The sequence below is a fragment of the Rhodopseudomonas sp. RCAM05734 genome, assembly GCF_052658035.1.
The window spans coordinates 4,099,198-4,125,103 of the sequence record NZ_CP199742.1; the positions used below are offsets into that span (position 1 = coordinate 4,099,198).

Sequence of the window (25,906 nt, forward strand, 5' to 3'; positions counted from 1 at the left end):
CTTCTCCCTCTCCGCCGCGGAACTCGCGGGGAGGGTGGCCCTCGGTGTCGTCGCGTCTCGCTAATTTATTCAGATCGGTTTCGGCGTCGTCTTGCCGCGAATGGCCGTTGCGCGCGCGACAACCTGTCTGGCGTCGGCGGTGCGTCCCATATCCCGGTAAACACCGGCCAGGCTGTCCAGCGTCACCGCGAGATCCGGATGGTCCGCACCGAGCGTCTTCTCGAAAGCCGTCACCGACTGTTTCAAAAGCTGTTCGGCCTCGGCGTTGCGCCCCTGACGCGAATAGACCATGGCCAGATTGTTCAGCGCATAGGCGACGTCGGGATGATCGGTACCGAACGCTTTCTCGGTCGCTGCGATTGCGCGCTTGAGCATCCGCTCGGCATCGCCGTAACGACGCCGATGCATGTAGGCATCCGCCAGGTTGCTCATCAACACGGTGGCTTCCGGATCGTCGGGGCCGTTCGCCTTTTCGAGGATGGCCAGTCCCCGCTCGAACAGCGGTTCGGACTTATCGTACCGGCCCTGATTGCTGTACGTGGCGGCGAGGTTGCTTAGCGCGATCACCACCGACGGATCGTCGCGACCGCGCCTTTTTCGGAAAGGGCGATCGACCGCTTGAGGAACGGCTCCGCTTCGGCATAACGCCCTTCCGCGCGGTACAGGTCGCCCAGATTGTTCAGCACATCGGCGACGTCCAGATCATCCTGACCGGGCGTCTTCTCGGTGATCGCCAGCGAGCGCTTGTACAGCGGTTCGGCAACGGCGTATTGACCGAGATTGTAGTGGATCATGCCAAGGTCATTGAGCGGCGTCGCGACCTTCGCGTCATCGGGACCGAACTTCTTCTCGCGAAGGGCCAGCGACTTCTGCGCCAGCGGCAGCGCTTCCAGGTATTTCCCGGCCCGATAAAGATCTTTTATCTGGCGGCTGAGCGTGCCTGCCTCGTTCTCTCCCGCGCGGGATGGCGCGCCGGGCGACAGGCTCAGGGCGAGCGCAATGGTGGCAATACAGATCGATGCTTTCAGGGCCTTCATCGCGCATTCCTTCCGCGGTATTTTCGGGATCTGTGCGTTCTGTGCGTTCTGTGCGTCCGGACGCCGGGCAGGTTCAATGCCGGCGGGCGCGGTGACGCCATCGTCATTCCCCGGCACGCCAATTGACGCGCCGGGGAACGACGATCTGAGATCCCTGCCGCGTCTAAAATATATTCCTATCCATCTTGACGGCTTTCCGACAAAGATTATAGTCCGTTTTGTCCTGCCCCATCGAGAGGGGCGATCGCGATCGTCACGATTGCGGGGCGGGATGCGGTGGACGCCGGAGATGCGGCGTCGCGCGGTGCAACGGGGAGGTCCGACGCCGGGTCGGGACACAGCCAAGGTGCCAGAACTTCACTGGCGCGGCGGCGCCGTCGAGATCCGGACCACGACAGATCCTGCGCACCCCGCGACGGGCGAACGCATCGCCCGCGAACGGCCCAAGTCACGATGGCCCCGATCCTCGTCCTGGATCATCGATGGTGCGCTAAGGTTGGCCGGGCACCAGGGGGTGTCGCGGAGCAAGTCGCAAACCCGCCGCGTGCGGAACGCCGGTTGTTCCGGTTGTCCGAAAGTCCTGGCGCATCATTCCTGCCGACTACGGCTGGCGTCAGGCCCAAGGGTGCATCGGGCACCCGGCGTTCCGCGCGCCCTCTTCACGGGGAGGGCGGGGAATGCAGCATACCTCGGACGCCGTGGGCGCCGCGAGAATTCGAAAGCGCGGCTGTTTGACATTCGAATAGAAATTCGCGGCGGCGCCAGTGGCGCGCGACCGATCGCAGCGGGCGCGGTCTATCCCTCCCCCCGCGTCTTCGCGGTGGGGTCGCGCGGGCGATTGCCCGCGCTGGGGTGGCCCGGCGAAGCCGGGTCGGGTGGGGGCGTTTAGCATACGCTACGTCACGTGGAGCGCCCCCACCCCGGCCTCCACTTCAGCGATGCTGCGCATCGCTTCGTTCGGCCGACCCTCCCCACCGCGGAAGACGCGGGGGGAGGGACGTCACTGCCGCCGGCGCGTTGCTGATGAAAAGTGAACTACTCGATCCGGATATTCGCCGCCTTGATCACGTCCGCCCACAGCGCCTTCTCGGCGGCCATGCGCCGGCGCAGCTCGTCGGGGGTCGACGGCACCGGGGTGATGAGCTGCACCTTGAGCTTCTCGATCACTGCCGGCTCGCCCAGCGACTGCACCACCTCGGCATTGATCTTTGCGACGATCTCCTTCGACAGGCCGCCGGGGCCGACAAGGCCGTTCCAGGCGTCGGACTGCACGTCGATGCCGCTCTCGGTCAGGGTCGGCACATCCGGCAGGAAGGGTGAGCGTTTCGCAGTGGACACTGCGAGGATCTTCACTGCGCCGGAGGAGAGCTGCGGCGTGACGCCGGGTGCCGGCAGGCAGCCGACCTGGACGTCGCCGCGGATCAGCGCGGTGGTCGCCGCCGGCGACGAGGGGTAGGGGATGTGCACCATGCGCACGCCGGCCCTCTGCGCGATCGCCTCCATGCACAGTTGCGACAGCGTGCCGACGCCGATCGAGCCATAGGCGAGACCCTTGCTTTCGGCCTTCGCCTTGGCGAGCAGCTCGGCCACGGTGTTGACGCCGAGGCTGGTCGGCACCGCCAGCACGCTCGGCAGCTGCGTCAGCATGGTGATCGGCGCGATATCGGTATCGGGATTGTAGGGCAGCTTGGCGAACAGCAGGGTGTTGATGGCCAGCGGGCCGCCCAGCGAGATGCCGATGGTGCCGCCGTCGGGCACGGCCTTGGCGATGGCGTCGGTGCCGATATTGCCGGAGGCGCCGGGCTTGTTCTCGATCACGAAGGTCGTGCCGGGATGGCGGGCCTGAAGACTGTCGGCGAGCACCCGGCCGATGATGTCAGGCGAGGCGCCGGGGCCGAACGGCACGATGATCTTCACCAGCTTCGGCGGCCACACCTCCGCCGGGGTCTGCGCCTGCACCGCCTGCGTCAGGGCCAGCAGCAGCGTCAGCGCCAGCAGCAGCCGGCATGCCCTGGTGTCGTTTCGCAGCATTGCGCGCATCCCCAAAAGAGTTATACCCGGAGCCGCTTCAGCGGGCGCCATGGCGCCGGCCTGCCGGCGATGGCCGGGACCATAGTGGGATTTTCGCGGCGGGCAACCGTCTGCATCGACAGGAGGATGCGGTGGGACTGAGCGTCATGATCCTCGGCTTGGTGCTATTTTTCGGCATTCACGTCGTCTCGACCCGGCGGACGCTGCGCACGCAGCCGATCGCCCGTTTCGGCGAGAGCCTGTACAAGCTCGGTTATGCGCTGGTGGCGGCCGTCGGCTTGGCGCTGATCATCTGGGGCTTTGCCAGCTACCGCGCCACCGGCTGGATCGACGTCTGGACGCCGCCCAAGGCGATGCGCCACATCGCGGTCGGCCTGATGCTGCCGGCGGTGATCATGGTGGCGGCGGCCTATCTGCGCGGCCGCATCTACACCACGCTGAAACATCCGATGCTGGCCGGCGTCAAGCTGTGGGCGCTGGCGCATCTGCTCGCCAATGGCGATCTCGGCTCGATCATCCTGTTCGGCTCGTTCCTGGCCTGGGCGGTGTTCGACCGCATCTCGCTGAAGCGCCGCACCGACGGCGGCGGCCCGCGGATCCCCGTGGGCGGCCCGCTCAACGATGTGCTTGCCGTCGCGGTGGGCATCGTCGCCTATCTGGCGCTTGGTTTTGCATTTCATCCGGTCGTGATCGGCGTGCCGGTGTTCGGAGCCTGATAAAAATGTCCATTCAGTCTGCCATCAAGCGCAAGACCGCGCCTGATATCTTCGCGCGCAAGAACGGCGAACCGATCGTGATGCTGACCTCGTATCACGCGCATACGGCGTCGCTGGTCGATCGCTATTGCGACGTCATCCTGGTCGGCGACAGCCTCGGCAATGTCATGCACGGCTTCGAGACCACCATTCCCGTCACGCTGGAGATGATGATCCTGCAGGGCCATGCGGTGATGCGCGGCTCGCAGCAGGCGCTGGTGGTCGTCGACATGCCGTTCGGATCCTATGAGGCCTCGAAGGAGCAGGCGTTCCATTCCGCCGCGCGCATTCTCAAGGAGACGCACTGCGGCGCGGTGAAGCTCGAGGGCGGGGTGCGGATGGCGGAGACCATCGCCTTCCTCACCGAGCGCGGCATTCCTGTCATGGCGCATATCGGTCTGACGCCGCAGTCGATCAATGCACTCGGCTCGTTCCGCTCGCAGGGCCGCGCCGAGTCCGAGGCGCTGGCGCAAGGTGACAACACGGTCGGCCCGATCCAGGCCGACGCCCGCGCGGTGGCCGATGCGGGCGCGTTCTCGGTGGTGATCGAGGCGGTGGCCGAGCCGCTGGCGCGCAAGATTACCGAGAGCATCGCGATCCCGACCATCGGCATCGGCGCCTCCGCGGCCTGCGACGGCCAGGTACTGGTGCTGGAGGACATGCTCGGCCTGTCCGCGCGGGTGCCAAAATTCGTCAAGCGCTATGGCAATCTCGGGCCGATGATCGAGGCCGCCATCGAAGGCTACGCCACCGACGTGCGGTCGCGGGCGTTTCCGGGGCCGGAGCATGTCTACGGCGCCAAGCCGAAGGCGTGAGCGGGTTCGCGGCGTTAAGGATGCTGTGGTAACACCTTGATCGCGCTGGTTTTGCCTTGTGGTCGCCATATCGCTAGGGTATCGCCGCCGCCATGCCGGGGATGTGATGCCCGGCGCCGCCGGGGTTGGGCGCGGTCAATCGGGGACGGGATCTCTTAAGTGTCTGAATTATTTAATGAAGTCGACGAAGACTTGCGTCGCGAGCAGCTCAAGAAGCTGTGGGACAAATATTCGATCGTGGTGATCGCCGCGGCGATTCTGATCATTGCCGGAGTCGGCGGCTGGCGCGGCTATTCCTATCTCGAGGCCAAGAAGGCCGCCGAGGCCGGCGCCGCCTTCGACCGCGCCGCGGACCTGTCCGAGCAGAGCAAGCACGCCGAGGCCGAAGCCGCCTTCGCCAAGCTCGCCACCGAGGCGCCGGCGGGCTATCGCACCCTGGCGCGGCTGCGTGCCGCCGCCGAGGCCGTGTCGCGCGATCCGCAGGCCGCGGTGAAGCTGTATGACGACATTGCCGCCGATCGCGGCGTCGGAGCCGCCGAGCAGGACCTGGCGCGGATTCGCGCCGCCGGCCTGTTGCTGGAAACCACCCCTTATGACGCCATGCTGGCGCGGCTTGAGGCCGCGGCAGCGCCGACCGGGACCTATCGCCATTCGGCGCGCGAACTGCTGGCGCTGTCCGCGTGGCGCGTCAACGACACCACCGCGACCCGCAAGTGGCTCGACGTCATCGCCAACGATGCGGAGACCCCGGCCAGCCTGCGGACCCGCGCCGAAGCGCTGCAGGCGCTGCTGCCGCCGTCGGCCAAAAGCTGAGCCGGCCGCCGCCTTCGAGATCCAGAGTTGAGTGAGACAACCCCATGCGCATTTCGCAACGCCTCGTAACCGCCGCCGTCCTGATTGCGCTGTCCAGCGCGCTGGCCGGCTGCGGCAGCATGGGCGGATGGGATCCATCGGATTTGCTCGACTTCCTCGACACCAAGAAGAAGCTGCCGGGCGATCGCAAGCCGGTATTCCCCGAAGGCGTGCCTGGCCTGCAGCAGGGCGTGCCGAAGGAGCTCTACAAGGAAAACGTCGAGCGCGAGTTGCAGCAGCAGAACGCCGTGGCGCCGCCTGTTGAAGAGCCGAAGCCGCGTGGCAAGCCCAAGGGCCGGGTCAATGTCGGTGCCGTCCGCAGCAGCGCCCCGGCGCCCGAGGCTGCACCTGCCGATCCCGATGCCGCGCCGACCGAGGATACGTCCGGCGCGCCGCCCGCGCCCAAGGGCAAGAAGATCGTACGTCGCCGTACCACCGCACCGCCGGCCGACAATTCGTCCGCGCCGCCGGCGGCTGAGCCCGCCACCACGCCATTCCCGGCACCGGTGCCTTCGGGCACCTTTACGCGCTGAGAACGCGGCCCAAAGGGCCGCTCTCATTGACATGCGCTGCTTAAAGGGCGCACGGAACAGCCATGTCTTTCACCATTGCCATTATCGGCCGACCCAATGTCGGCAAATCCACGCTGTTCAACCGTCTGGTCGGGCAGAAGCTCGCGCTCGTCGATGACACCCCCGGGGTCACCCGCGACCGCCGCGAGGGGGCCGGCAAGCTCGGCGACCTCGAATTCACCCTGATCGACACCGCCGGCCTCGACGAGGGCCCGAAGGGCTCGCTGACCGCGCGGATGCAGGAGCAGACCGAGACCGCCATCGGTCTGGCCGACGCGCTGCTGTTCGTCATCGATGCCCGCGCCGGTCTGACGCCCAACGACCGCGCCTTCGCCGATTTCGCCCGCCGCGCCGACAAGCCGGTGGTGCTGGTGGCCAACAAGAGCGAGGGCAAGCACGGCGCGGTCGGCGCCATGGAATCCTATGCGCTCGGCCTCGGCGATCCGATCCAGATTTCCGCCGAGCACGGCGAGGGCCTCAGCGATCTCTACGACGCGCTGCGCGACCTGATGCCCGAGCCGCCGGTCGACGTCGAGGATTTCGACGACGACGACGACATCATCGAGTCCGAGGAGGACATCGCCAAGCGGCCGATCCGTGTCGCCATCGTCGGCCGGCCCAATGCCGGCAAGTCGACCATGATCAACCATCTGCTCGGCGAGGAGCGGTTGCTGACCTCGGACGAAGCCGGTACCACTCGGGATTCGATTTCCGTCGAGCTCAACTTCAAGGGCCGCGAATTCCGCTTCTTCGACACGGCCGGCCTGCGCCGCCGCTCGCGCATCGAGGAGAAGCTGGAGAAGCTCTCCGTGGCCGACGCGCTGCGCGCCATCCGCTTTGCCGAAGTCGTCGTGCTGATGATGGAATCGCAGAGCAAGTTTGAGGAGCAGGACCTGCGCATCGCCAGCCTGATCGAGCGCGAGGGCCGCGCGCTGGTGATCGCTGTCAACAAATGGGACCTGATGAGCGGCAAGGCCAATCTGGTCAACGACCTCCGCACCGACGTCGATCACCTGCTGCCGCAGGTCAAGGGCGTGCCGATCGTCGCGGTGTCCGGCCTGATGGGCGAGGGCATCGATAAATTGATGAAGGCGATCGAGGACTCCTACGCGGTATGGAACAGGCGCGTGCCGACGGCGTCGCTGAACCGCTGGTTCGAGCAGGCCGTCGACAACAATCCGCCGCCGGCGGTGTCGGGGCGCCGCCTGAAACTCAACTACGTGACCCAGGCCAAGGCGCGACCGCCGAGCTTCATCGTGTTCTGCTCGCGCGCCGACGCGGTGCCGGAATCCTACCTGCGCTATCTCGTCAACTCGATGCGCACGTTCTTCGACCTGCCGGGCACGCCGATCCGCATCATGCTGCGCGAGAAGGCCAATCCTTTCGCTCACAAGCGCAAGCGTCCGACGCGGTAACGCGGGCGCGCTGTCGCCGTACAGGATCTGCGAATACGAAAACGGCGCGCTCATCGAGCGCGCCGTTTTCGCAACTGCTCCGCTCGGTCCAGCGGCAGTTACTTCTTGATCAGCGGACACTCGCTTTGCGACAGCGGCCGTGCGGCGTCCTCGGGCGAGATGGTGGCGATGGTCTTGTAATAGTCCCACGGATACTTGGATTCCTCGGGCTTCTTCACCTCGAAGAGATAGGCCGTGAGCATCTTGCGGCCGTCGGCGCGGATCGTGCTCTTGCCGAACAGCAGGTCGTCGGTCGGCAGTTCCTTCATCTTGGCCACCACCTTGGCGCCGTCATGCGGATTGCCGCCCATCGCCTCGAGCGTCTTCAGGTAATGCAGGATGCCCGAATACAGGCCGGCCACCGTCATCGACGGCATCGAGCCGGTCTTGGTCTGTGCCGAAAAACGCTTCGACCACGCCCGGGTGTTGTCGTTCATGTCCCAATAGAAGGACTCCGTGAACGACAGACCCTGGGCGGTCTTCAGCCCCAGCGAATGCACGTCGTTGATGAACAGCAGCAGCGCCGCGAGCTTCTGGCCGCCGGAGACGATGCCGAATTCAGAGGCCTGCTTGATCGCGTTAGTGGTGTCGCCGCCGGCATTGGCGAGGCCGACCACCTTGGCTTTCGACGCCTGTGCCTGCAGCAGGAACGAGGAGAAGTCCGAGGTATTGATCGGGTGCTTGACGCCGCCGACCACCTTGCCGCCGTCGGCCGTCACCACGGCCGAGGTGTCGCGCTCCAGCGCTGCGCCGAATGCATAGTCCGCGGTGAGGAAGAACCAGGTGTTGCCGCCGGCCTTGGTCAGCGCGTTGCCGGTGCCATGCGCCAGCATGTAGGTGTCATAGGTCACCGAGATGGTGTTCGGCGTGCAGGCCTTGCCGGTCAGGTCGGCGCTGGCGCCGCCGGAATTGATCAGGATCGAGTTCTTCTCTTTCACCAGATTGCTGACCGCGAGGGCGACGCCGGAGTTCGGCGTATCGACCACCGCATCGAGCTTGTCGACATCGATCCACTGCCGCGCGATGTTGACCCCGACGTCGGGCTTGTTCTGGTGATCGCCGCTGAGCACGTCGATCTTCCAGCCCTTCTTCAGCAGGCCGGAATCCTCGACCGCCATCTTGGCGGCAATCACCGAGTTGGGGCCGCCGATATCGGCATACAGGCTCGACATGTCGTTGAGCACGCCGATCTTGACCGTTTTGTCCTGGGCCTGGGCCTGCGCGGACCATGCCAGACCGGCGACCGCGACAGCCACGGCTGCGCGACCTGAGATAGCAATTCTCATGAGTTTCCCCTCGATTGGTGGCGCAGTCGTACCGTCTTGGGCGGCTGGATGCTGCACCGGTTGGTTGGCGTTTGTCCCGTCCCGGCGTCTTCGGCGCCGGTGACCCATCGAGCATAGCAGTTGCACGGCAGCCGGCCATTGCTTCGTTAGGCTAATGGAGTCGGACCGGCGGCATCGTGACCGCTCCTGACCGCTCCTGGCCGTTGTCGTCCCGGGATGCGGCCTACTTCAGGGCGTCGGACACCAACCGGAATTTCTGGATGCGTTTGCCGGTGTCGACCTCGGCGGTATAGACGTTGCCTTTGGCGTCGACCGCCATGGCGTGAATCCAGTGAAACTGGCCGGCGTTGCGGCCATTGCGGCCGAAGCTGCCGACCACCTTGCCATCGGCGCGGTCGAGCACGCGGACCTCATTGTTCTCGCCGTCGGCCGACAGCAGCCATGTCTGCTTCGGGTCGGGCCAGATCGCCAGATCCCACACCGCGCCGTTGCCCAGCGTGTTCTTCTCGAAGAACCACTCCTTCACGAAGCTGCCGTCCTTCTTGAACACCTGGATGCGGTTGTTGATGCGGTCGCAGACATAGACGAGGCCGTCATTGGCGATCTTCACGCAATGCACGGGATTGGCGAATTGCTGCGACGCCGGTGCCGCCGGATCGTAGGCGGCCTGCTTGTCGTCGTTGGGCTTGTTGCCATAGGCGCCCCAGTGCCGCTTGTAGGCGCCGCTGGTGGCGTCGAACACGATGACGCGGCGGTTGCCATAGCCGTCGGCGACATAGATCTCGTTGGCGTCCTTGTCGATCGCGGTCTCTGCGGGCTTGCCTAGTTGAGTCGTGTCATTGCTGCCCTTGCTCGGCGCGATCGATCCGATCTGCATCACGAACTTGCCGTCGAGGGTGAACTTCAGGATCGCATTATCGTTGTCAGCATTGCCGCCGACCCAGACGAAGCCTTTCTCGTCGACCTCGATGCCGTGCTCGCGGCCAACCCATTCATAGCCTGCACCCGGGCCACCCCACGACCGCAGCAGGTTGCCGTCGGTATCGAATTCCAGCACCGGCGGCGCCGACACGCAGCACTTCGACCGCGGCGGGGTGAGCGCCGCGCCTTTCTCGTCGTCGGTCAGCGAACGCGGCCGGTGGATCACCCAGATATGGCCCTGCGCGTCCACGGTGATGCCGCCGACCTGGCCGAGGATCCAGTTGTTGGGAAGCGGCTTCGGCCAGGCTGCCTCTACCTCGAAGCGCGGGATATCGGCGGCCCAGGCGGTGCCGACGATGGCGAGCCATGCGATGGCGGTGCCGCCGATCGCTGCGAGCAAACAGCCGCGCCTCGACATCTGCCTCATGGGCAGCCTCCCCGATTTTTCGATGCGGGTTATCCCGCTTGGCAGGGAGTGAAGTACCGACGTGGCGTGAAGTCAATCTTGCGCTGCGGTGCGCATACCGCACACGCAGGTGTCACCACCCGCGAAAGCGGGTGATCCAGTACACACAGGTCAGTGTTTACTGGGTCGCCCGGTCAAGCCGGGCGACGACTATGGTGAGCCTACGCCGGCGGATGAAAATCCATCACCCTGCGCGACTTGTAGTCGTACAGCTTTCCCGTTTCGCTCCACGAGGCCATGCACATCGGCACGATGAATTCCGCGACCTGGTCCGATGTCGGCAATGTCGCCGGATCCTCGCCGGGAAACACGGTGGCGCGCATGCGGGTGCGGACCGGGCCGGGGCTGAACAGGTTGACGCGGATGGCGGTGGTGGCGGTCTCGGCGGCCCAGACGCGCGCCAGCGCGTCGAGGGCGGCCTTGGAGGCCGCGTAGGGGCCGAGATAGGCCGGCGCGATACTGGAGGCGCCGGAGGTGATGAACACCGCGCGGCCGGCATCGGACATTTTAAGCAGCGGCTCCATGCAGCGGATCGGCTGGAAGTTGGCGGTGACGTTGACCGCCATGCTGTCGGTCCATCGTTTCAGTTCGGTATGGCCGAGCGGCGAGGACGTGCCTGCCACGCCAGCATTGCCGACGAGGATATCGAGTTTGCCATGGCGCTCGTTGAGCGCGGCGCCGAGCCGGGCAATGCCGTCGGAATCGGTGACGTTGAGCGGCACCAAAGTGGCGCTGCCGCCTTCCGCACGAATGGTATCGTCGAGTTCTTCGAGGCCGCCCTGGGTGCGGGCCACCGCGACGATATGGGCGCCAGCTTTGGCCAGGGCGACGGCGGTGGCAAAGCCGATACCGCGCGAGGCGCCGGTGACGAGGGCAATACGGGAGGCGAGAGGAAGGGGCATGATGCGGCTCGATCTTCCCTCGCCCCGCACTTGCGGGGAGAGGGGGCCGCGCGTCAGCGCGGCCGGGTGAGGGGCTGCTATTGCACAATGGCGCCGAGGAATAAACCCTGCGGAAGCGCCCCTCACCCGACGTGTCGCGCTTCGCGCGAAACGTCGACCTCTCCCCGCAAGAGCGGGGCGAGGTAAGGGCCTCAGCTCGCTTCGGCGAGCAGCGACAGCCGGCGCGGCGCCTCGATCTCGCTCATGTCGGTGAGCGGGGTGGGGTAGTCGCCGGTGAAGCAGTGGTCGCTGAATTTCGGATGGGCAGGATCGCGGCCCGGCTCGCCCATGGCGCGGTAGATGCCGTCGACCGAGACGAAGGCCAGCGAGTCGGCGCCGATCAGTTCGCGCATCTGCTCGAGCGAGTGGGTGGCGGCGAGCAGGCCGTTCCGGTCGGGCGTATCGATGCCGTAATAGTCGGGATGGGTGATCGGCGGCGAGGCGATGCGGAAGTGGACTTCCTTCGCGCCGGCGTCACGCATCATCTTGACGATCTTCTTCGACGTTGTGCCGCGTACCAGGCTGTCGTCGATCAGCACGATGCGCTTGCCCTCGATGGCGGCGCGGTTGGCCGAATGCTTCATGCGCACGCCCAGTTCGCGCACGCTCTGGGTCGGCTGGATGAAGGTGCGGCCGACATAGTGGTTTCTGATGATGCCGAGTTCGAACGGTACACCGGAGGCGCGGCTGTAGCCGATTGCAGCCGGCACGCCGGAATCCGGCACCGGCACCACCACATCGGCTTCCACATGGGTTTCGCGGGCGAGCTGCTCGCCCATCGCCTTGCGCACGTCGTAGACCGAACGGCCGCCGACCACCGAATCCGGTCGCGCGAAATAGATGTATTCGAAGATGCACGGGCGCGGCGGCACCGGCGCAAACGGCTTGTGGCTCTGTACGCCCTTCTTGTCGAACACGATGACTTCGCCGGGCTCGATGTCGCGGATGTACTTGGCGCCGATGATATCGAGCGCGCAGGTTTCCGAAGCCAGGATCGGCGAGCCGTCGAGTTCGCCCAGCACCAGCGGGCGGATGCCGAACGGATCGCGTGAACCGACCAGTTTCTTGTTGGTAAGCGAGACCAGCGCATAGGCGCCCTCGATGGCGCGCAGCGCCTCGATGTAACGGTCGATGAAGCGGTTGCGCTTGGAATGCGCGACGAGATGCAGGATCACCTCGGTGTCGGTGGTCGATTGCATCATGGCGCCGTTGCGCACCAGTTCGCGGCGCAGGGTCAGGCCGTTGGTGAGGTTGCCGTTGTGGGCCACTGCAAAGCCACCGGCATTGAGCTCGGCGAACAGCGGCTGCACGTTGCGAAGGATCGTTTCGCCGGTGGTCGAGTAGCGGGTGTGGCCGACGGCGGCGGTGCCGGGCAGGCGCTCGATCACTTCGCGGCGGGAGAAGGTGTCGCCGACCAGGCCGAGGCGGCGCTCGCTGTGAAATCGGCCGTTGTCGTAGGAGACGATGCCGGCGGCTTCCTGGCCGCGGTGCTGCAGGGCGTGTAGCCCGAGCGCGGTGATGGCGGCGGCGTCTGGGTGCCCGAAGATGCCGAACACACCGCACTTCTCGCGCAGCATGTCGCCGTCAACATCGCTGTCGCGCAGGTTGTGGTGGTGGTCTGGTTCGAGGTCCGGTTTTGCAGCGTCGTGGGAAGGGCTTTGCATGGGGGTCATCGCCTCTCTGGTCGCAAGAAACCGGGTACTACTGTTTCGCAGGTTTGCCATCGATCAGCTTTTTCAGGCTGTCGCGAGCAGGTTTGGAATAGCCATCGCCCGCGCCGGCGGGGGCCGCCGGCTCGGTGTCAGTCTGTTCCTCATCGGGCTTGTTTTTCTTGAACTTCTTCAAGATGGTGTTCTCGGGGTCATCCGGCAAGAGTGCCATCAGCCAATCGCCGGTGGATTTCAGCACGGTCAGCGACTTGGCCCCCGTGACCCAGTCCGGGCGCTGCTTGTCGGGAACCAGCCAGCTGAAGAACAGGAACGCCACCACCACGATCAGCATGCCGCGGGCGAGGCCGAACAGGAAACCGAGGGTGCGGTCGAGCGCGCCGATGCGCGAATCCAGGATCATGTCGGAGATCCGCACCGTGACGATCGAGACGACGATCAGCGTACCGATGAACAGGCCGGCAATCACCGCGACGGTGGCGATGGTGTCGTTGGCGATATAGCCCTTGGCAGCGGGCAGCATCTTCGGGAAAGCGTAGAGCGTGACCAGCGCGGCGGCGCCCCAGGCGGCGATGGAGAGAATCTCGCGCATGAACCCGCGGACCATCGCGAGCAGGCCGGAGATCAGCATTACCCCGAGCAGGACAAGGTCGAGAATCGTTATTGGCATCGGCTGGTCAGGTCCGCTCGGTGGTCAAAATCGCGAATCGGCGAGAATCTACCGGTCAGCGTGACGGTCATATGGCACGTCCGGCAAGGCCGGAAAACAGCTAACGGCCCCGTCATCCCATCATTGTTCCGATGGCTTAATGGAGTGTGTCAGTGGCCGGTGCGTTGAGCAGGGTATAGCGGCGCTGGCCCCGTCCGTCACGCCGCTTCAGCCGTTGTCGCGCTTGAATCGGGCCGGTGCGGTATTTTTCTCCGCGTCTGTGCTTTTGCTGTTGTCCACCTTGGCGCGCGGCGAACCGCGGGCGGCGATATCGGCCACCAGGCTAGTCAGCCCGCCCATGGTGTTGAGCACCAGCCCGGCATCGCCCATCGGCTCGCCGCGCGCCGATTCGGGCAGCACCGCGCGGCCGAAGCCGAGTTTCGCGGCTTCCTTCAGCCGCGCCGAGGTTTGCGCCACCGGGCGCACCGCGCCGGACAGCGAGACCTCGCCAAAATACACCGCATCCGGCGGCAGTGGCGCATTGGCCAGCGACGACACCAGCGCCGCGGCGGCGGCGAGATCGGCCGCCGGTTCCTGGATGCGCAGGCCGCCCGCGACGTTGAAATAGACGTCGTAGCCGGAGAGTTTCACGCCGCAATGCGCCTCCAGCACCGCCAGCACCATGGACAGCCGGCTGGAATCCCAGCCGACCACGGCTCGGCGCGGCGTGCCTAATGTGGTCGGCGCCACCAGCGCCTGCAGTTCCACCAGCACCGGGCGGGTGCCCTCCATGCCGGCGAACACCGCCGTGCCCGGGCTGCCGAGATCGCGGCCGGACAGGAACAGCTCGGAGGGATTTGAGACCTCGCGCAGGCCGAGCCCGGTCATCTCGAACACGCCGATCTCGTCGGTCGGTCCGAACCGGTTCTTCACCGCGCGCAGAATGCGGAACTGCTGCGAGCCCTCGCCCTCGAACGACATCACCGCATCGACCATGTGCTCGACCACGCGCGGGCCGGCGATCTGTCCGTCCTTGGTGACGTGGCCGACCAGGATGATGGTGGCGCCACTTTTCTTGGCAAAACGGATCAGCGCCTGCGCCGAGGCGCGCACCTGGGTCACCGTTCCCGGCGCCGATTCCACGGTGTCGGTCCACATGGTCTGGATCGAATCGATCACGATCAGCCGCGGCGTGGCGCCTTCCGACAAAGTGGCGACGATGTCCTCGACGGAGGTCTCCGAGGCCAGGCTGCACCGCGGCGTCGGCGAGGCCGAGCCGGGCTGCGCGCAGCCGCACCTGGGCCACCGCTTCTTCGCCGGAGATGTAGACCACGCGGTGGCCGGCGCGGGCCATCAGCGAGGTCGCTTGTGTGAGTAGCGTCGACTTGCCGATGCCGGGATCGCCGCCGATCAGCAGCACCGAGCCGCGCACGAAGCCCCCTCCGGTGACGCGGTCGAGCTCGCCCATGCCCGACGCGATGCGCGGGGCATCCTCGCTCTTGCCGGTCAGGCTTTCCAGATTGAACAGCCGGCCGCGTCGCTTGGAGCGGATCGACACCGGCATGGTGGTGGCACCGGTGGTGTCTTCCTCGACCAAAGTGTTCCACTCGCCGCAGGATTCGCATTTGCCCTGCCAGCGGTTATAGGCCGCGCCGCAGTTCTGGCAGACGAAGGAGAGGACGTTCTTGGCCATGGCGTGCCGCTGTCGGGAGGAGCGTTGATGCGAGCGTGGCCAAATCCGGCCGTTTTCGGTTTGTTCTCTTCATCTATGCGAGTACGCTGCCAATTTGCAAGTTTGTTATCGCTCCGAGCGGGCTTTCAAAGCGCATTCCAGAACATGCTTACCCCCGCCGCGATCATTATGCCGTCCATCACCAGCCGGAAAACGTCGGGATCGAGCTTCAGCACAAAGCGCTTGGCGACAAACGCGCCGATCATCAGCGACGAGCCAGCGATCAGGCCTTTGAAAAGCACTTCCCAGGTCAGTGCGCCGAACTGCTGAAAGGTGACGGATTTTGCCAGATAGAGGCCGAGCGAAGAGGCGGCCTCGGTAGCGAGGAACGCGCCCTTGGTCAGGCCGTAAAACAAAAACAGCGGCACGCTGAGCGGGCCGGTGGAGACGACGATGCCGGTGAGGTAGCCGATAATGGCGCCTGACATCGCGAGGTGCCACAGGGTGATCGTGAACTGGTGCCGCGCCAGCCAGTGTCGCATCGGCACCATGGCGATCAGGAATGTGCCGATGGCGACGTCCACCGCGCGCGACGGCAACACCAAGAGCGTGCGCGCGCCCAGCACGGCGGCGGGGATACCGGTGACCGAATAGGCCGCGCAGGCGCGCCAGTCGACCTCGCGCCACCACGCCAGAATCCGCGACAGGTTGGCCATCACAGCGGCCACCGCCATGATCGGCACTGCTTGCTTCGGCCCGAATTCATAGACCAGCACCGGCACCAGCATGATCGACGAGCCTGTGCCGACGATGCCCGAAATGGTGCCGGCGATCAGGCCGACCGCAAGGACAAAGATGAAACCGTAATCCACGACAGGCCCCTTTTGCGACCAGCCTAGCCACGACCTCGCGAGTCGTGCAGCAAGTTTCGAAGTAGCGCAGCCGCCACGTGGCCCCGCTTACGCCGGAGTCAGGATCGGCAGGTCGAGCACGAAGCGGGCGCCGCCGGCGGGCGCGGTGACGATCCTGACCTGCCCCTTCAACTGGCGCACCAGGCCCTTGATCACCTTGAAGCCGAGACTGCTGCGCGGCAGGTCGATGTCGAAGCCTTCGGGCAGGCCGACGCCCTCGTCGGCGACTTCCAAATGTAGCAGGCCGTCGATCGCGCCTGCAGTCACATGGACGACGCCATGACTGCCGGGGTAGGCGTATTTCACGGCGTTGGTGACCAGTTCGTTGATGATCAGGCCGAGCGGGATCGCGTGGTCCGCGGAGATCGTGAGGTTTTCGGCCTGGCAGCGCAGCGTATGGTGGGGCGCCGTGCCCTGCAGGTTCTTGCAGAGTTCGGACATGAAATCGGTGAGCTCGATGAAGCCGATCCTGGCGCCGCGCCAGATATGATCATGAACCTGGGCGATGGTGTTGACGCGGGCGCTGGCGTCATCGAGGGCGTTGCGGACGTCCTGCGACAGCGCGCTGCGCGCCTGAACGCGCAGCAGTCCGACCACCGATGTCAGGCTGTTCTTGACGCGGTGGCTCATCTCGCGGGTCAGCAGCGCCTGGTGTTCCAGCGCGCGCTGCAGCTCCGCATCGGCCTGCTGGCGCTCAATGGCGATGCCGAGCAGGGCGGCAAACCCTTCGAGATATGAGGCGTCGCCGGCGTCGAACTTGCCGGAGTCAGCGCTGTCCACTTCGAGGACGCCGAACGACGTGTCGCCCTTGCCGCCGCCGGGGATCAGCACGTTGATGGCGCGCTTGATGCCATGGTCGGACAGCAGCTTTGGTGTACGGAACCGGGTCTCGGCTGCCAGGTGGTTGGAAACCACGGCCTCGCCGGTCTGGTAGGCGAAACCGGCCGGCGACGCGATATCGGTGCCGAGCGACACCACGCCGACCGTTCCCGCCGCCCAGCCGACACCGGCGCGTACCAGCAGGTGGTTGTCTTCGGCAATGTACTCAAGCACCTTGGCGAATTTCGTCTGCATACCTTGCGCACAGAGTTCCGTGGCGCGCTGCAGGATCTGGCCGAAATCGCGGCTTTGCAGCGCATGGCGGGCAAACTCGCCGAGCAGGGACTGCTGCCGCAAGCGGTAGAGCAGTTCGTCGCGGGGAATGCCAGCGTCTGCGGAAGCGACAGGCGGCGGTTCGATAGATCTGGATGACATCAAAGGCGTCCTGTGCCGGGCCGATCAGGCTCCCCCCAGTACGGCACGAACAGGTCGCTGTCTATTTTCGCCGCCTCCAGGCGTGTTCACGGGATAATAACACCCGCTGGGCATGGTCGGCCGACACGGGGCGAGGCATGACTGCGACGGCCGAGATTGACCATGACGCTCCGTTGCGGGGATCAGCAGCGCGGGGACCCGGAGCATTGTGGTGGCTGACCGCGGCGGCACTTGCGATCGTGCTGGCGGTGCCGTTCTTCCTCGTCGACGTGCCGCCGGTGCAGGATTATCCCAACCATCTCGCGCGCTATTTCGTCCTCGCACACCCCGACGATCCCACACTCTCGCAGATGTATGCGCCGGCGTGGCGCATTCTGCCCAACCTGGCGATGGACGTGCTCGGCGCGGCACTGCTTCATGTCACTTCCGTGCATGCCGGTGGACGGATGCTGCTGGCCCTGAGCCTGTTTGCGCCGGTGATTGGCGTGGTGGTCTACAGCCGCGCTGCCTTCGGCCGCTTCCTGTACTGGCCGCTGGCATCGGGGGTGATCGCCTATAACGGCATCTTCCATCTCGGCTTCATGAACTTCCTGCTGTCGCTCGGGCTGGCGCTGGTTGCCGCCGCAGCCTGGCTGGTGCTGCGGCGGCGCGGCAGCGTGGTGATGGCCGCCATCGTCGGTGCGATCTCGGCCATCGTGATATTCTTCAGTCACATCTTCGGCGTCGTGCTGTTCGCGCTGATGCTGGCCTCGATCGAACTCACGCAGCTTCACGCCCTGAAAAAATCCGGCAGGCTCGGCGCGCCGCAGCTGCTGCAGACCGCGGCGCTGGCTGTTGCCGTTCTTTCACCTCTGGTCTGGCTCTATCTCGCCAGTCCGTTCGCCCAGGGCGTGGCGTTCGGCGACTGGGGCGGCATCCACAAGCTGGCGGGGCTGCTGACGCCGTTCGCGACCTACAGCACGGCGGTCACGATGGTGACCTGCATCGCGGTCCTGATCCTGATGGTGCTGAACCGGCAGAACCTGGTGTTTGCGCGGGGCATGCAACTGGTCTTGGTCGCGCTGCTGCTGCTCTATACGGTGGCGCCGATCACCGTGAGCCGGGGCAGCTTCGTCGATTCCCGGCTCTGCCTGATGATGTCGCTGATCCTGTTTGCCGGCATGGCACCGCGCATCACCGGGCGTCGTGCGACGGTCGCAGCCGCGGTGTTCGCGGCCCTGATCGGCATGCGCAGCGCCTATATCTCTTGGGTGTGGGTCGATCACCGGCACGATGTCGCCGATCTTCGCGCCGCCATTGCGCCGGTGCCGGCCGGCGCGCGCGTGCTGACAGCGAGGGGCCGCCTCGGTTCCAGCACCGATGTTGGCCGGCCGTCGCGCGCAATGCCGTCCTTCTACCGGCTTGACGGCCACCTGCCGGCCTTGCTGCTGATCGAACGCCACGCATTCTGGCCGCTGCTTTTCGCCGACGCCAGCCAGCAGCCGTTGATCGTGAAGCCGCCATTTGACGCGATCGCGCAGCCGCTCGCGGAGTCGGTGGTATGGCCGATTTTGTGGCAGGACAGTTTCACCGCCGAAAATCTCGAGGACGCGCGCTACCTTCCGAACTGGCGTTCCAGGTTCGACTACGTGCTGCTCACGGATCTGCCTGCCGACACGACGCCGCCGCCCGGCCTGGTCGCGGTGGTCACGACCGGTTCGGCGGTTCTTTACAAGGTCGCGCCGCCGCCCTTGTAGATCCGGTGATAGCGCCGGCCGAGGCTGGTCAGCACTTCATAGGCGATGGTGCCGAAGTGATGCGCCAGTTCGTCCACCGTGATGCCGTCGCCGATCAGCGTTACCATCTGGCCGCGCCGCGCGGCGTTGTGGGCGAGGTCGGTGATATCCACCGCGAGCAAGTCCATCGAGATGCGCCCGGCGACCGGGCAGCGCTTGCCGGCGACGATCACCTCGGCACCGCGGGTGCCGTCATTGCTGCCGGCGGCGCGGAAATAGCCGTCGGCATAGCCGGCCGCGACCACGGCGATGCGGGTCGGCCGCCGCGCCGTCCAGGTCGCGCTGTAGCCTACGGTGTCGCCGCGGGCGACGTCGCGGATCTGCACGATGCGCGCCTTGAGATCGACCACCGGCTGCATCGGGTTGTCGGCTTCCGGTGTCGGATTGACGCCGTAAAGGGCTGCGCCGGGCCGCGTCAGGTCAAAGCTGAACTGCGAGCCGAGGAAAATGCCGGAGGAATTGGCCAGCGACGCCGGCACGCCGAAGAACAGATGTGCGACCTCGCGAAACGCCGCGACCTGTCTGGCATTGAGCGGATGCTGCACGTTTTCGGCGCAAGCGAGATGGCTCATCACCAGCGTGATGCCGTGATCGCCGGTCGCGATGCGCGGCGCCAGGCTTTGCGCATCGATCACGCTGAGTCCGAGCCGGTTCATGCCTGTGTCGACATGGACGGCGGCGCCCCCGCGCCAGCCGGTGCGGCGACAGAAGATGTCCCATTCGGCGAGTTCGTTGAGATCGCCGATCACCGGCCGCGCATTGATGGCAGCCAGCGCGTCGCCGGAATTCTGGAGAAAGCCGTTGAGCACATAGATCGCTGCTTCCGGCGCCGCGCCGCGCACGGCCCGCGCCTCGGGGATGGTGGCAACGAAGAAGGTCTTGCAGCCCGCGGAGGCCAGGGTGCGCACCACCGGGTCAATGCCGCAGCCATAGGCGTCGGCCTTGACGGCGGCGCCGCACTCGGCCGGCACGCCGGTCTTTTCCAGCTTGCGCCAGTTGGCGACGATGGCGTCGAGATCGATGGTCAGCACGCCGGTAGCCGCCGCCAGCGCCGCCTCATCGGAGGGGGCTTGGCTGGCAGCGATGGATTTCGGATCTGACACAACATTCATAGGACGTTCCTGACGCGCGAAGATGACGCCATCGCGGCGTCGCCGCTGGACCGATCAACTGCACTGCACAATAGGCGCGGGGCAGGAGCGGTTCAACCGCGCTGCGCGTCTACTCGTGATGCGCGGGCAGATGGCTTTCGCCGACCAGATCGCTGAAGCGGGTGAACTGGCCCTCGAACTGAAGTTCGACGGTGCCGGTGGGGCCGTGGCGTTGCTTGGCAATGATGACTTCGGCGCGGCCGTGCACCAGCGACATGTCGAGCTGCCACTTTTCGTGCTCCGGCGTGCCCGGCCGCGGCTCCTTGTTCTGCAGGTAGTATTCCTCGCGGTAGACGAAGATCACCGCGTCGGCGTCCTGCTCGATCGATCCGGATTCACGCAAGTCGGAAAGCTGCGGGCGCTTGTCGTCGCGGCTTTCAACCTGACGCGACAGCTGCGACAGCGCGATCACCGGACAGTTCAACTCCTTGGCCAGCGCCTTCAGGCTGGTGGTGATTTCGGTGACTTCCTGCACGCGGTTATCGGAGCGCTTGCCCGAGCCCTGCAGCAGCTGGATGTAGTCCACCATGATGACGTCGAGGCCCTTTTGCCGCTTCAGGCGGCGGGCGCGGGCGGTCGGCTGCGAGATCGACAGGCCGCCGGTTTCGTCGACATAGAGCGGCAGGTGCTGCAGCTCGATGGTGTGGTCGCGAATCTTCTCGAATTCGCCCTCGGTGATGCCGCCCCGTCGGATGCTGGCGGATGAAATGTTGGTCTGCTCGGCAAGAATACGCGTGGCCAGCTGTTCGGCGGACATTTCGCAGGAGAAGAAGCCGACAATGCCGCCGTTGACCGTTTTCTTGGTGCCGTCGGGCTGCAATTCGGACTGATAGGCGCGGGCGATATTGTAGGCGATGTTGGTGGCCAGCGCGGTCTTGCCCATGCCGGGGCGGCCGGCGAGCACCACGAGATCGGACTGCTGCAAGCCGCCGAGCCGGGCGTCGAGGGCCTTCATGCCGGTGGAGATGCCCGACAGCTTGCCCTCGCGCCGGTAGGCGTTCGCGGCCATGTCGAGGGCGGTCTTCATCGCCTGGGAGAATTTCTGGAAACCGCCGTCATAGCGGCCGGCTTCGGCGAGTTCGTAGAGCCGGCGCTCGGCGTCCTCGATTTGGGCGCGCGGCGCAAAATCGACCGGCGCGTCGAAGGCCACATTGACCATGTCCTCGCCGATCCGGATCAGGTCGCGGCGCAGCGCCAGTTCGTAGATGGTCCGGCCATAATCGTGGGCATTGATGATAGTGGTAGCTTCGGCGGCGAGGCGGGCGATGTACTGCGCCACCGTCATGCCGCCGAGATCGGTGTCGGCCGGCAGGAAGGTCTTCAGGGTGACGGGTGTGGCGACCTTGCCGGCGCGGATGATGCTGCCGGCGGTCTCGTAGACGGTCTGGTGGATCGGTTCGAAGAAATGTTCCGGCTTCAGGAAGTCGGAGACCCGGTAGAAGGCGTCGTTATTGACCAGGATGGCGCCGAGAACGCTCTGTTCCGCTTCGATATTGTGCGGTGCCGTGCGGTAGACGGGGGCACCGGCGTCGGGAAGTTTGAGAACGTTCGAGATCGAAGGTTGCCATGGCTCTGGATTGTTCTTTGAATTTGTCGGATGCGGTGCGCGGGCGACTAAGCGCCAGTTGGTCGCCGAGCGAAAGCCCGTTCATCCATTATGCACGATTCGGATATTTTCCGGTGGATGACGGGAGCTGTGAGCGCATTGCGCTTGACGGCATCCCTTCGGAAACGCGGCCCGCTGATGAAGGCTTGTTTAAGGAACCGCAGACAATTGGCGCACGCGACTGAACCTCGCGGCCACTTCCGCCACTTATAGGTATGGCCCGGGCTTTGACCCGCTTGGGGTTAGAGCAACAGAAGATAGATCAAGGCGGTCAGGCCTGCTGCGGCACAGATACCGATCATGACGTAATCGACGCGGATGCTGTCGGCTTCCGGGGATGTGTCTGGTGCGTTCGGTTTCATGTTGCCGTTTTAGGGCACGCCGAGCCGGGGCTTCTGTGATCCAGGTCACACTTCTGGATCGGCTGAGTGGACGTTGGGCGGGGCCGCGGAACTGGGTCGGCGATAGGGCGTTGATGTGGGACGACTAGACAAGGATGACCTGGCAATGACGCAGCGCGAGCAGCAGCAATGGCAGCCCGTCAACGGTTCGACCGAATGGCTGTCCACTCTTGTCGATACGTTCGAACAGGCTGAACAACTCGGCGACGTGCGCTGCGATGATCGGCTGCTTTCAGAGATGCGTGCCCGTCTGGCCCGCCCGGCGCTGCCGAGCGACCGAAATCTGCAATTTCACCCCCAGTATTAGCCTATTCGCCGGCCATCTGAAGGCGCGGAGCCTGTCCGTGTTCGACGCTGCGTAGCCGCGCTTCCTCCCGGGCGATGTAATCGCGGGTCATCGGCACCACGCCTTGGCGCTTGGTCAGTTGGATCTGGAAATTCATCACGTTCTGCTTGCGGAACGACATTTCCGACGCCGCCAGGTAAAATTCCCACATTCTCGCGAAACGCTCGTCGTAGAGCCGCACCGCTTCCTCGCGCCGAGCCAGGAAGCGCTCGCGCCATGCCTTAAGCGTCTCCGCATAATGCAGCCGCAGGATCTCGATGTCACAGACCAGCAGGCCGGCGCGCTCGATCGCCGGTAGCACCTCGGACAGCGCCGGAATGTAGCCGCCGGGGAAGATGTATTTGGAGATCCAGGGATTGGTGATGCCGGGGCCCTCGGAGCGGCCGATCGAGTGCAGCACCATCACGCCGTCATCGGTTAGCAATTCCGCGCAACGCTTGAAATAGGTGTCGTAGTGGTCGACGCCGACGTGCTCGAACATGCCGACCGAGACGATACGGTCGAACGGGCCGGGGATGTCGCGATAGTCCTGCAGCACGAAGCGGGCGGACTGCCCCAGGTTCTTTTCTCCGGCGCGGGCGTTGGAAAGCTGGAGCTGCTCGGTCGACAGGGTAATGCCCGTGACGTCCGCGCCCGTCATCTCGGCGAGATACAGTCCAAGGCCACCCCAGCCGGAGCCTATATCGAGCAGCAGCTGGTCGGGCTTGATCAGCAGCTTGGCGGCGAGGTGGCGCTTCTTGGCGAGCTGGGCATCGTCGAGCGTGGCGTCCGGTGTCTCGAAATAGGCGCAGCTATATTGCCTGTCGGCATCGAGAAACAGCGAGTACAGCCGTCCATCCAGATCGTAGTGATGGGAGACGTTATTGCGCGACCGGCTGCGCGGATTGAACTGCTGGACGTGCCGGATCAGGTAGCGGAGCCACCATTGGACCCCGGCCCAGCGCGGCGACAGGTCCGGCTGGTCCAGCGCGATCGCCAGCACATCGGCGATGCTGCCCTGTTCGACCACGAAACTGCCGTCCATGAAGATGTCGCCGAGCGCCATTTCCGGGTCGAGCAGTAGCCGGCGCGCCGCGGCCCTGGTGGTGAACCTGACTGCGACAGGCTTTCCGGTGCCGTCGCCGCAGGTGAAGCGCGTGCCATTCGCGGTGGTGAACGTGATCGATCCGCGACGAATGTACTGGCCGAGAAACCAACGCAACAAACGGTCCATGGAAATCACCCCAATGACCCAATCACGTACGAACCGGGGTAGTAGGACGTCCGCGCATCAGCAGATAACTGTCGTCCTAGCTACCGGGTAATATGATAAGTGCGAGGTTTCGGCTTTGCCAATGCACTGGCCGCAATGCTTCCATACAAAATTGTTCCAATCGCGCAGTTCCGCGATCTCGCCACTTCCATTCGGACAACAATCCGGTACAACGTGACCGCCGCAAACCCGGCAATTTCCCGCGTCTGGAGGATGGAATGTTGAGCCGAGCGCTCAGTTTAGCGACGGCGATGCTTTTGATCGGCTTCGCGGCAGTCCCGGTGCAGGCTCAAAATCTTGAAGCCGGCAAAACCCCTTCACAAATCTTCTCTGGCACCTGCACGGCCTGTCACAAGAGCTCGCGCGGGCTGTTGAAGACCGTGGCGCCCGGTGCGCTGCCCGGATTCCTGCGTCAGCATTACACGACCAGCAGCGGCATGGCCGCTTCACTGAGTGCTTACCTTGTGTCCAACGGCGCCGCAGACAAGCGCTATGACGATGGCCTGACCAAGCAGGGCATCGAATCGCGTAGCGCGCCGAAACCGGCCCCGGAGGCGAAGCCAGGTGCCGCGCCAGCGGCTGCTGCACCAGCGCCTGCCGAATCGCCGTCCTTCTTCGGCTTCGGCCGCCGCGCCGCCGAGCCGGCGCCGGAAGCTAGACCCGAGCCGGAAGCCGCGCCGATGACAGCGCGGCAGAAGCGGGCCGCCGATCGTGCCGCCAAACGGCTCGGACGTCCTGCGGCTGATGCCCCCAATGCAGCAAAGCCTGACGGTGAAACGCCTGCCGCCGAAGGCAAGCCGGCCGACGCGAAACCCGCCGCCGAAGGCGAACCGTCGTCGGCGGCCGCGCCATCCGCGACCATGCAGAAGCTAGGCAAGAAGGGCAAGCGCCGCGGCCGTGAAGAGCAGCCGAAGGTCGCGCCGGAGATTGCCAAGCCGGAGCCGGTCAAGCCGGAGCCGACGAAGCCGCAGCCTGTTAAGGAAGAGGCCAGCAAGCCCGTCGCGCCGAAGCCGGCCGAGGAGGGAAAGACCGAGCCGGCCAAAACTGAACCAGCCAAGTCAGAGTCAGCCAAGCCTGAGCCGGCCAAGCCTGACAACGCAAAGGCCGAAACCCCGTCGTTGCGTCCCGATCCGGTGCCGCCGGTGACACCGGCCCCCAAGGCGTCGGAGAGCGAGTCGCGGCCTGCGTCGTCGGCAGAGTCGCCCGCCGCTCCGGCTTCGTCGGCGCCCGCCGCCGCGTCACCGGCGCCCGCAGCCTCAGAGCCGCGCGCACCTGCCGCCGACACGAGTCCGAAACCTCCGGCCGTCGAGTCGCGTCCACCGACGCCGGTCGCGCCGCCTGCGTCAGGCGGTCCGACGGTCCCCCCGATCTCGCAATAGGGCGAAGCCATCGGCTGCTGCCGAGTGGTCGACCATCAGCCAATGAAAAGCCCGGCCAATCTGGCCGGGCTTTTTTGTCGTCATCGCAGCAAAGCGGAAGGTCTTACTTCTCGTCGCCGTCTTCGTCGTCGCCGGGACGAGCTTCCGGATCGAAGAATTCACCGGCTGCGGCAAGCGCTTCGGCGGCGGCGTCCTGGTCTTCCTGGCGGGTGCTGATGTCTTCGCCGCGGTTGATGCGCTCGGCCTCGGCCTCGCTGCGGGCAACGGTGACGCTGACGCTGACTTCGACTTCCGGATGCACGGCGATCGAGATCTTGTGCTTGCCGATCGTCTTGATCGGCGCGTCGAGCAGCACCTGGCTGCGCGCGAAGGTGACGCCATCGCTCTCGAAGGTCGCGATGATGTCGCGCACGGTGACCGAACCGAAGAGCTGGCCGGTTTCCGAGGCCTGACGCAGAACGACGACGTTGCGACCGTCGATTTTCTCGGCGACCTTGGTGGCTTCTTCCTTGGCGACGAGGTTACGCGCCTCGAGGTCGGCCTTCATGCCTTCGAACTTCGAGCGGTTGTCGGTGGTGGCGCGCAGCGCCTTGCCACGCTTCAGCAGGAAGTTGCGGGCGTAGCCGTCCTTGACGCGGACGACTTCGCCCATCTGGCCGAGCTTGGCGACGCGTTCCAGCAAAATGACTTCCATAGTATGTCTCCTTTGTGTG

22 protein-coding genes and 1 pseudogene are annotated in these 25,906 nt (G+C 65.4%); 8 read left to right on the plus strand and 15 right to left on the minus strand.

The features are described from left to right. Positions 1-69: 69 nt before the first annotated feature. From ACUXVA_RS19315 to ACUXVA_RS19325, 3 genes are all read right to left on the minus strand, one after another. Entirely contained in the window at positions 70-570 is a 501-nt protein-coding gene (locus ACUXVA_RS19315) for a tetratricopeptide repeat protein (RefSeq protein ID WP_445487558.1), read from the minus strand. Then, positions 564-1,037: a tetratricopeptide repeat protein gene (locus tag ACUXVA_RS19320; protein ID WP_265078857.1), complete on the minus strand. Its 474-nt coding sequence runs from the start codon at positions 1,035-1,037 to the stop codon at positions 564-566. Before ACUXVA_RS19320 ends, ACUXVA_RS19315 begins: the two co-directional genes overlap by 7 nt. 1,035 nt (positions 1,038-2,072) lie before the next feature. Continuing rightward, complete coding sequence (locus ACUXVA_RS19325; protein WP_265078856.1) at positions 2,073-3,068, minus strand: Bug family tripartite tricarboxylate transporter substrate binding protein; 996 nt, start codon at positions 3,066-3,068, stop codon at positions 2,073-2,075. Positions 3,069-3,199: 131 nt separating this feature from the next. On the opposite strand from ACUXVA_RS19325, the gene ACUXVA_RS19330 reads away from it, so the two are divergent. The 5 genes from ACUXVA_RS19330 (at position 3,200) to der (ending at position 7,477) form a co-directional block, all read left to right on the plus strand. Beyond that, positions 3,200-3,784 (plus strand): NnrU family protein, encoded by a 585-nt coding sequence (locus ACUXVA_RS19330; protein ID WP_445487561.1) that lies wholly within the window; start codon positions 3,200-3,202, stop codon positions 3,782-3,784. A 5-nt stretch (positions 3,785-3,789) separates the two neighbouring features. Then, on the plus strand, positions 3,790-4,638 hold the full coding sequence (panB, locus tag ACUXVA_RS19335; RefSeq protein WP_265078854.1) for a 3-methyl-2-oxobutanoate hydroxymethyltransferase: 849 nt from the start codon (positions 3,790-3,792) through the stop codon (positions 4,636-4,638). Positions 4,639-4,797: 159 nt separating this feature from the next. Beyond that, positions 4,798-5,451, plus strand: a complete 654-nt coding sequence (locus ACUXVA_RS19340; RefSeq protein ID WP_445487563.1) for a tetratricopeptide repeat protein — start codon at positions 4,798-4,800, stop codon at positions 5,449-5,451. A 44-nt stretch (positions 5,452-5,495) separates the two neighbouring features. Next, a complete protein-coding gene (locus tag ACUXVA_RS19345) occupies positions 5,496-6,023 on the plus strand; it encodes a hypothetical protein (protein WP_265078852.1) in 528 nt (175 codons plus the stop codon). A 62-nt stretch (positions 6,024-6,085) separates the two neighbouring features. Then, the gene (gene der, locus ACUXVA_RS19350) at positions 6,086-7,477 is read left to right on the plus strand and encodes a ribosome biogenesis GTPase Der (RefSeq protein ID WP_445487565.1); all 1,392 of its coding nucleotides are present in this window, start codon (positions 6,086-6,088) and stop codon (positions 7,475-7,477) included. A 98-nt stretch (positions 7,478-7,575) separates the two neighbouring features. On the opposite strand, the gene ACUXVA_RS19355 is transcribed toward der, so the two are convergent. The 8 genes and pseudogenes from ACUXVA_RS19355 to ACUXVA_RS19390 all read right to left on the minus strand — a co-directional run bounded on the left by ACUXVA_RS19355 (position 7,576) and on the right by ACUXVA_RS19390 (position 17,283). Then, on the minus strand, positions 7,576-8,802 hold the full coding sequence (locus ACUXVA_RS19355) for an ABC transporter substrate-binding protein (protein ID WP_445487567.1): 1,227 nt from the start codon (positions 8,800-8,802) through the stop codon (positions 7,576-7,578). Positions 8,803-9,025: 223 nt separating this feature from the next. After that, positions 9,026-10,141 carry a hypothetical protein gene (locus ACUXVA_RS19360; RefSeq protein ID WP_265083748.1) on the minus strand — a complete coding sequence of 372 codons (1,116 nt, stop codon included), beginning with the start codon at positions 10,139-10,141 and terminating at the stop codon, positions 9,026-9,028. Between the two features lie 209 nt (positions 10,142-10,350). Beyond that, the gene (locus tag ACUXVA_RS19365; RefSeq protein ID WP_445487569.1) at positions 10,351-11,091 is read right to left on the minus strand and encodes an SDR family NAD(P)-dependent oxidoreductase; all 741 of its coding nucleotides are present in this window, start codon (positions 11,089-11,091) and stop codon (positions 10,351-10,353) included. A 191-nt stretch (positions 11,092-11,282) separates the two neighbouring features. Then, positions 11,283-12,794 (minus strand): amidophosphoribosyltransferase, encoded by a 1,512-nt coding sequence (gene purF, locus ACUXVA_RS19370; RefSeq protein ID WP_445487571.1) that lies wholly within the window; start codon positions 12,792-12,794, stop codon positions 11,283-11,285. 37 nt (positions 12,795-12,831) lie between these two features. Next, entirely contained in the window at positions 12,832-13,467 is a 636-nt protein-coding gene (locus tag ACUXVA_RS19375; protein ID WP_445487573.1) for a CvpA family protein, read from the minus strand. 207 nt (positions 13,468-13,674) lie between these two features. Beyond that, positions 13,675-15,139: pseudogene (gene radA / locus ACUXVA_RS19380) on the minus strand (DNA repair protein RadA). Positions 15,140-15,264: 125 nt separating this feature from the next. Beyond that, the gene (locus ACUXVA_RS19385) at positions 15,265-15,990 is read right to left on the minus strand and encodes a sulfite exporter TauE/SafE family protein (protein ID WP_265078847.1); all 726 of its coding nucleotides are present in this window, start codon (positions 15,988-15,990) and stop codon (positions 15,265-15,267) included. Positions 15,991-16,077: 87 nt separating this feature from the next. After that, on the minus strand, positions 16,078-17,283 hold the full coding sequence (locus ACUXVA_RS19390; RefSeq protein WP_265078846.1) for a sensor histidine kinase: 1,206 nt from the start codon (positions 17,281-17,283) through the stop codon (positions 16,078-16,080). A 206-nt stretch (positions 17,284-17,489) separates the two neighbouring features. Between ACUXVA_RS19390 and ACUXVA_RS19395 the strand changes: the two genes are divergently transcribed. Next, entirely contained in the window at positions 17,490-19,019 is a 1,530-nt protein-coding gene (locus ACUXVA_RS19395; protein WP_445487576.1) for a hypothetical protein, read from the plus strand. Here the strand turns inward: ACUXVA_RS19395 and alr are convergent. Both alr and ACUXVA_RS19405 read right to left on the minus strand, forming a co-directional pair. Then, on the minus strand, positions 18,992-20,170 hold the full coding sequence (alr, locus tag ACUXVA_RS19400) for an alanine racemase (RefSeq protein WP_445487577.1): 1,179 nt from the start codon (positions 20,168-20,170) through the stop codon (positions 18,992-18,994). The two genes, ACUXVA_RS19395 and alr, sit on opposite strands and share 28 nt — an antisense overlap. 109 nt (positions 20,171-20,279) lie before the next feature. Further along, on the minus strand, positions 20,280-21,764 hold the full coding sequence (locus tag ACUXVA_RS19405) for a replicative DNA helicase (protein ID WP_445493314.1): 1,485 nt from the start codon (positions 21,762-21,764) through the stop codon (positions 20,280-20,282). A 558-nt stretch (positions 21,765-22,322) separates the two neighbouring features. Here ACUXVA_RS19405 and ACUXVA_RS19410 point away from each other — a divergent pair. Then, positions 22,323-22,523, plus strand: coding sequence for a hypothetical protein (locus ACUXVA_RS19410; protein ID WP_265078843.1), 201 nt, complete (start codon positions 22,323-22,325; stop codon positions 22,521-22,523). 1 nt (position 22,524) lies between these two features. Here the strand turns inward: ACUXVA_RS19410 and ACUXVA_RS19415 are convergent, their stop codons facing one another. Next, entirely contained in the window at positions 22,525-23,775 is a 1,251-nt protein-coding gene (locus ACUXVA_RS19415; RefSeq protein WP_445487578.1) for a class I SAM-dependent methyltransferase, read from the minus strand. A 92-nt stretch (positions 23,776-23,867) separates the two neighbouring features. Between ACUXVA_RS19415 and ACUXVA_RS19420 the strand changes: the two genes are divergently transcribed. Beyond that, entirely contained in the window at positions 23,868-25,193 is a 1,326-nt protein-coding gene (locus ACUXVA_RS19420; protein ID WP_445487580.1) for a hypothetical protein, read from the plus strand. Positions 25,194-25,296: 103 nt separating this feature from the next. Here the strand turns inward: ACUXVA_RS19420 and rplI are convergent, their stop codons facing one another. Next, entirely contained in the window at positions 25,297-25,887 is a 591-nt protein-coding gene (rplI, locus tag ACUXVA_RS19425) for a 50S ribosomal protein L9 (protein WP_445487582.1), read from the minus strand. Positions 25,888-25,906: the final 19 nt, after the last annotated feature.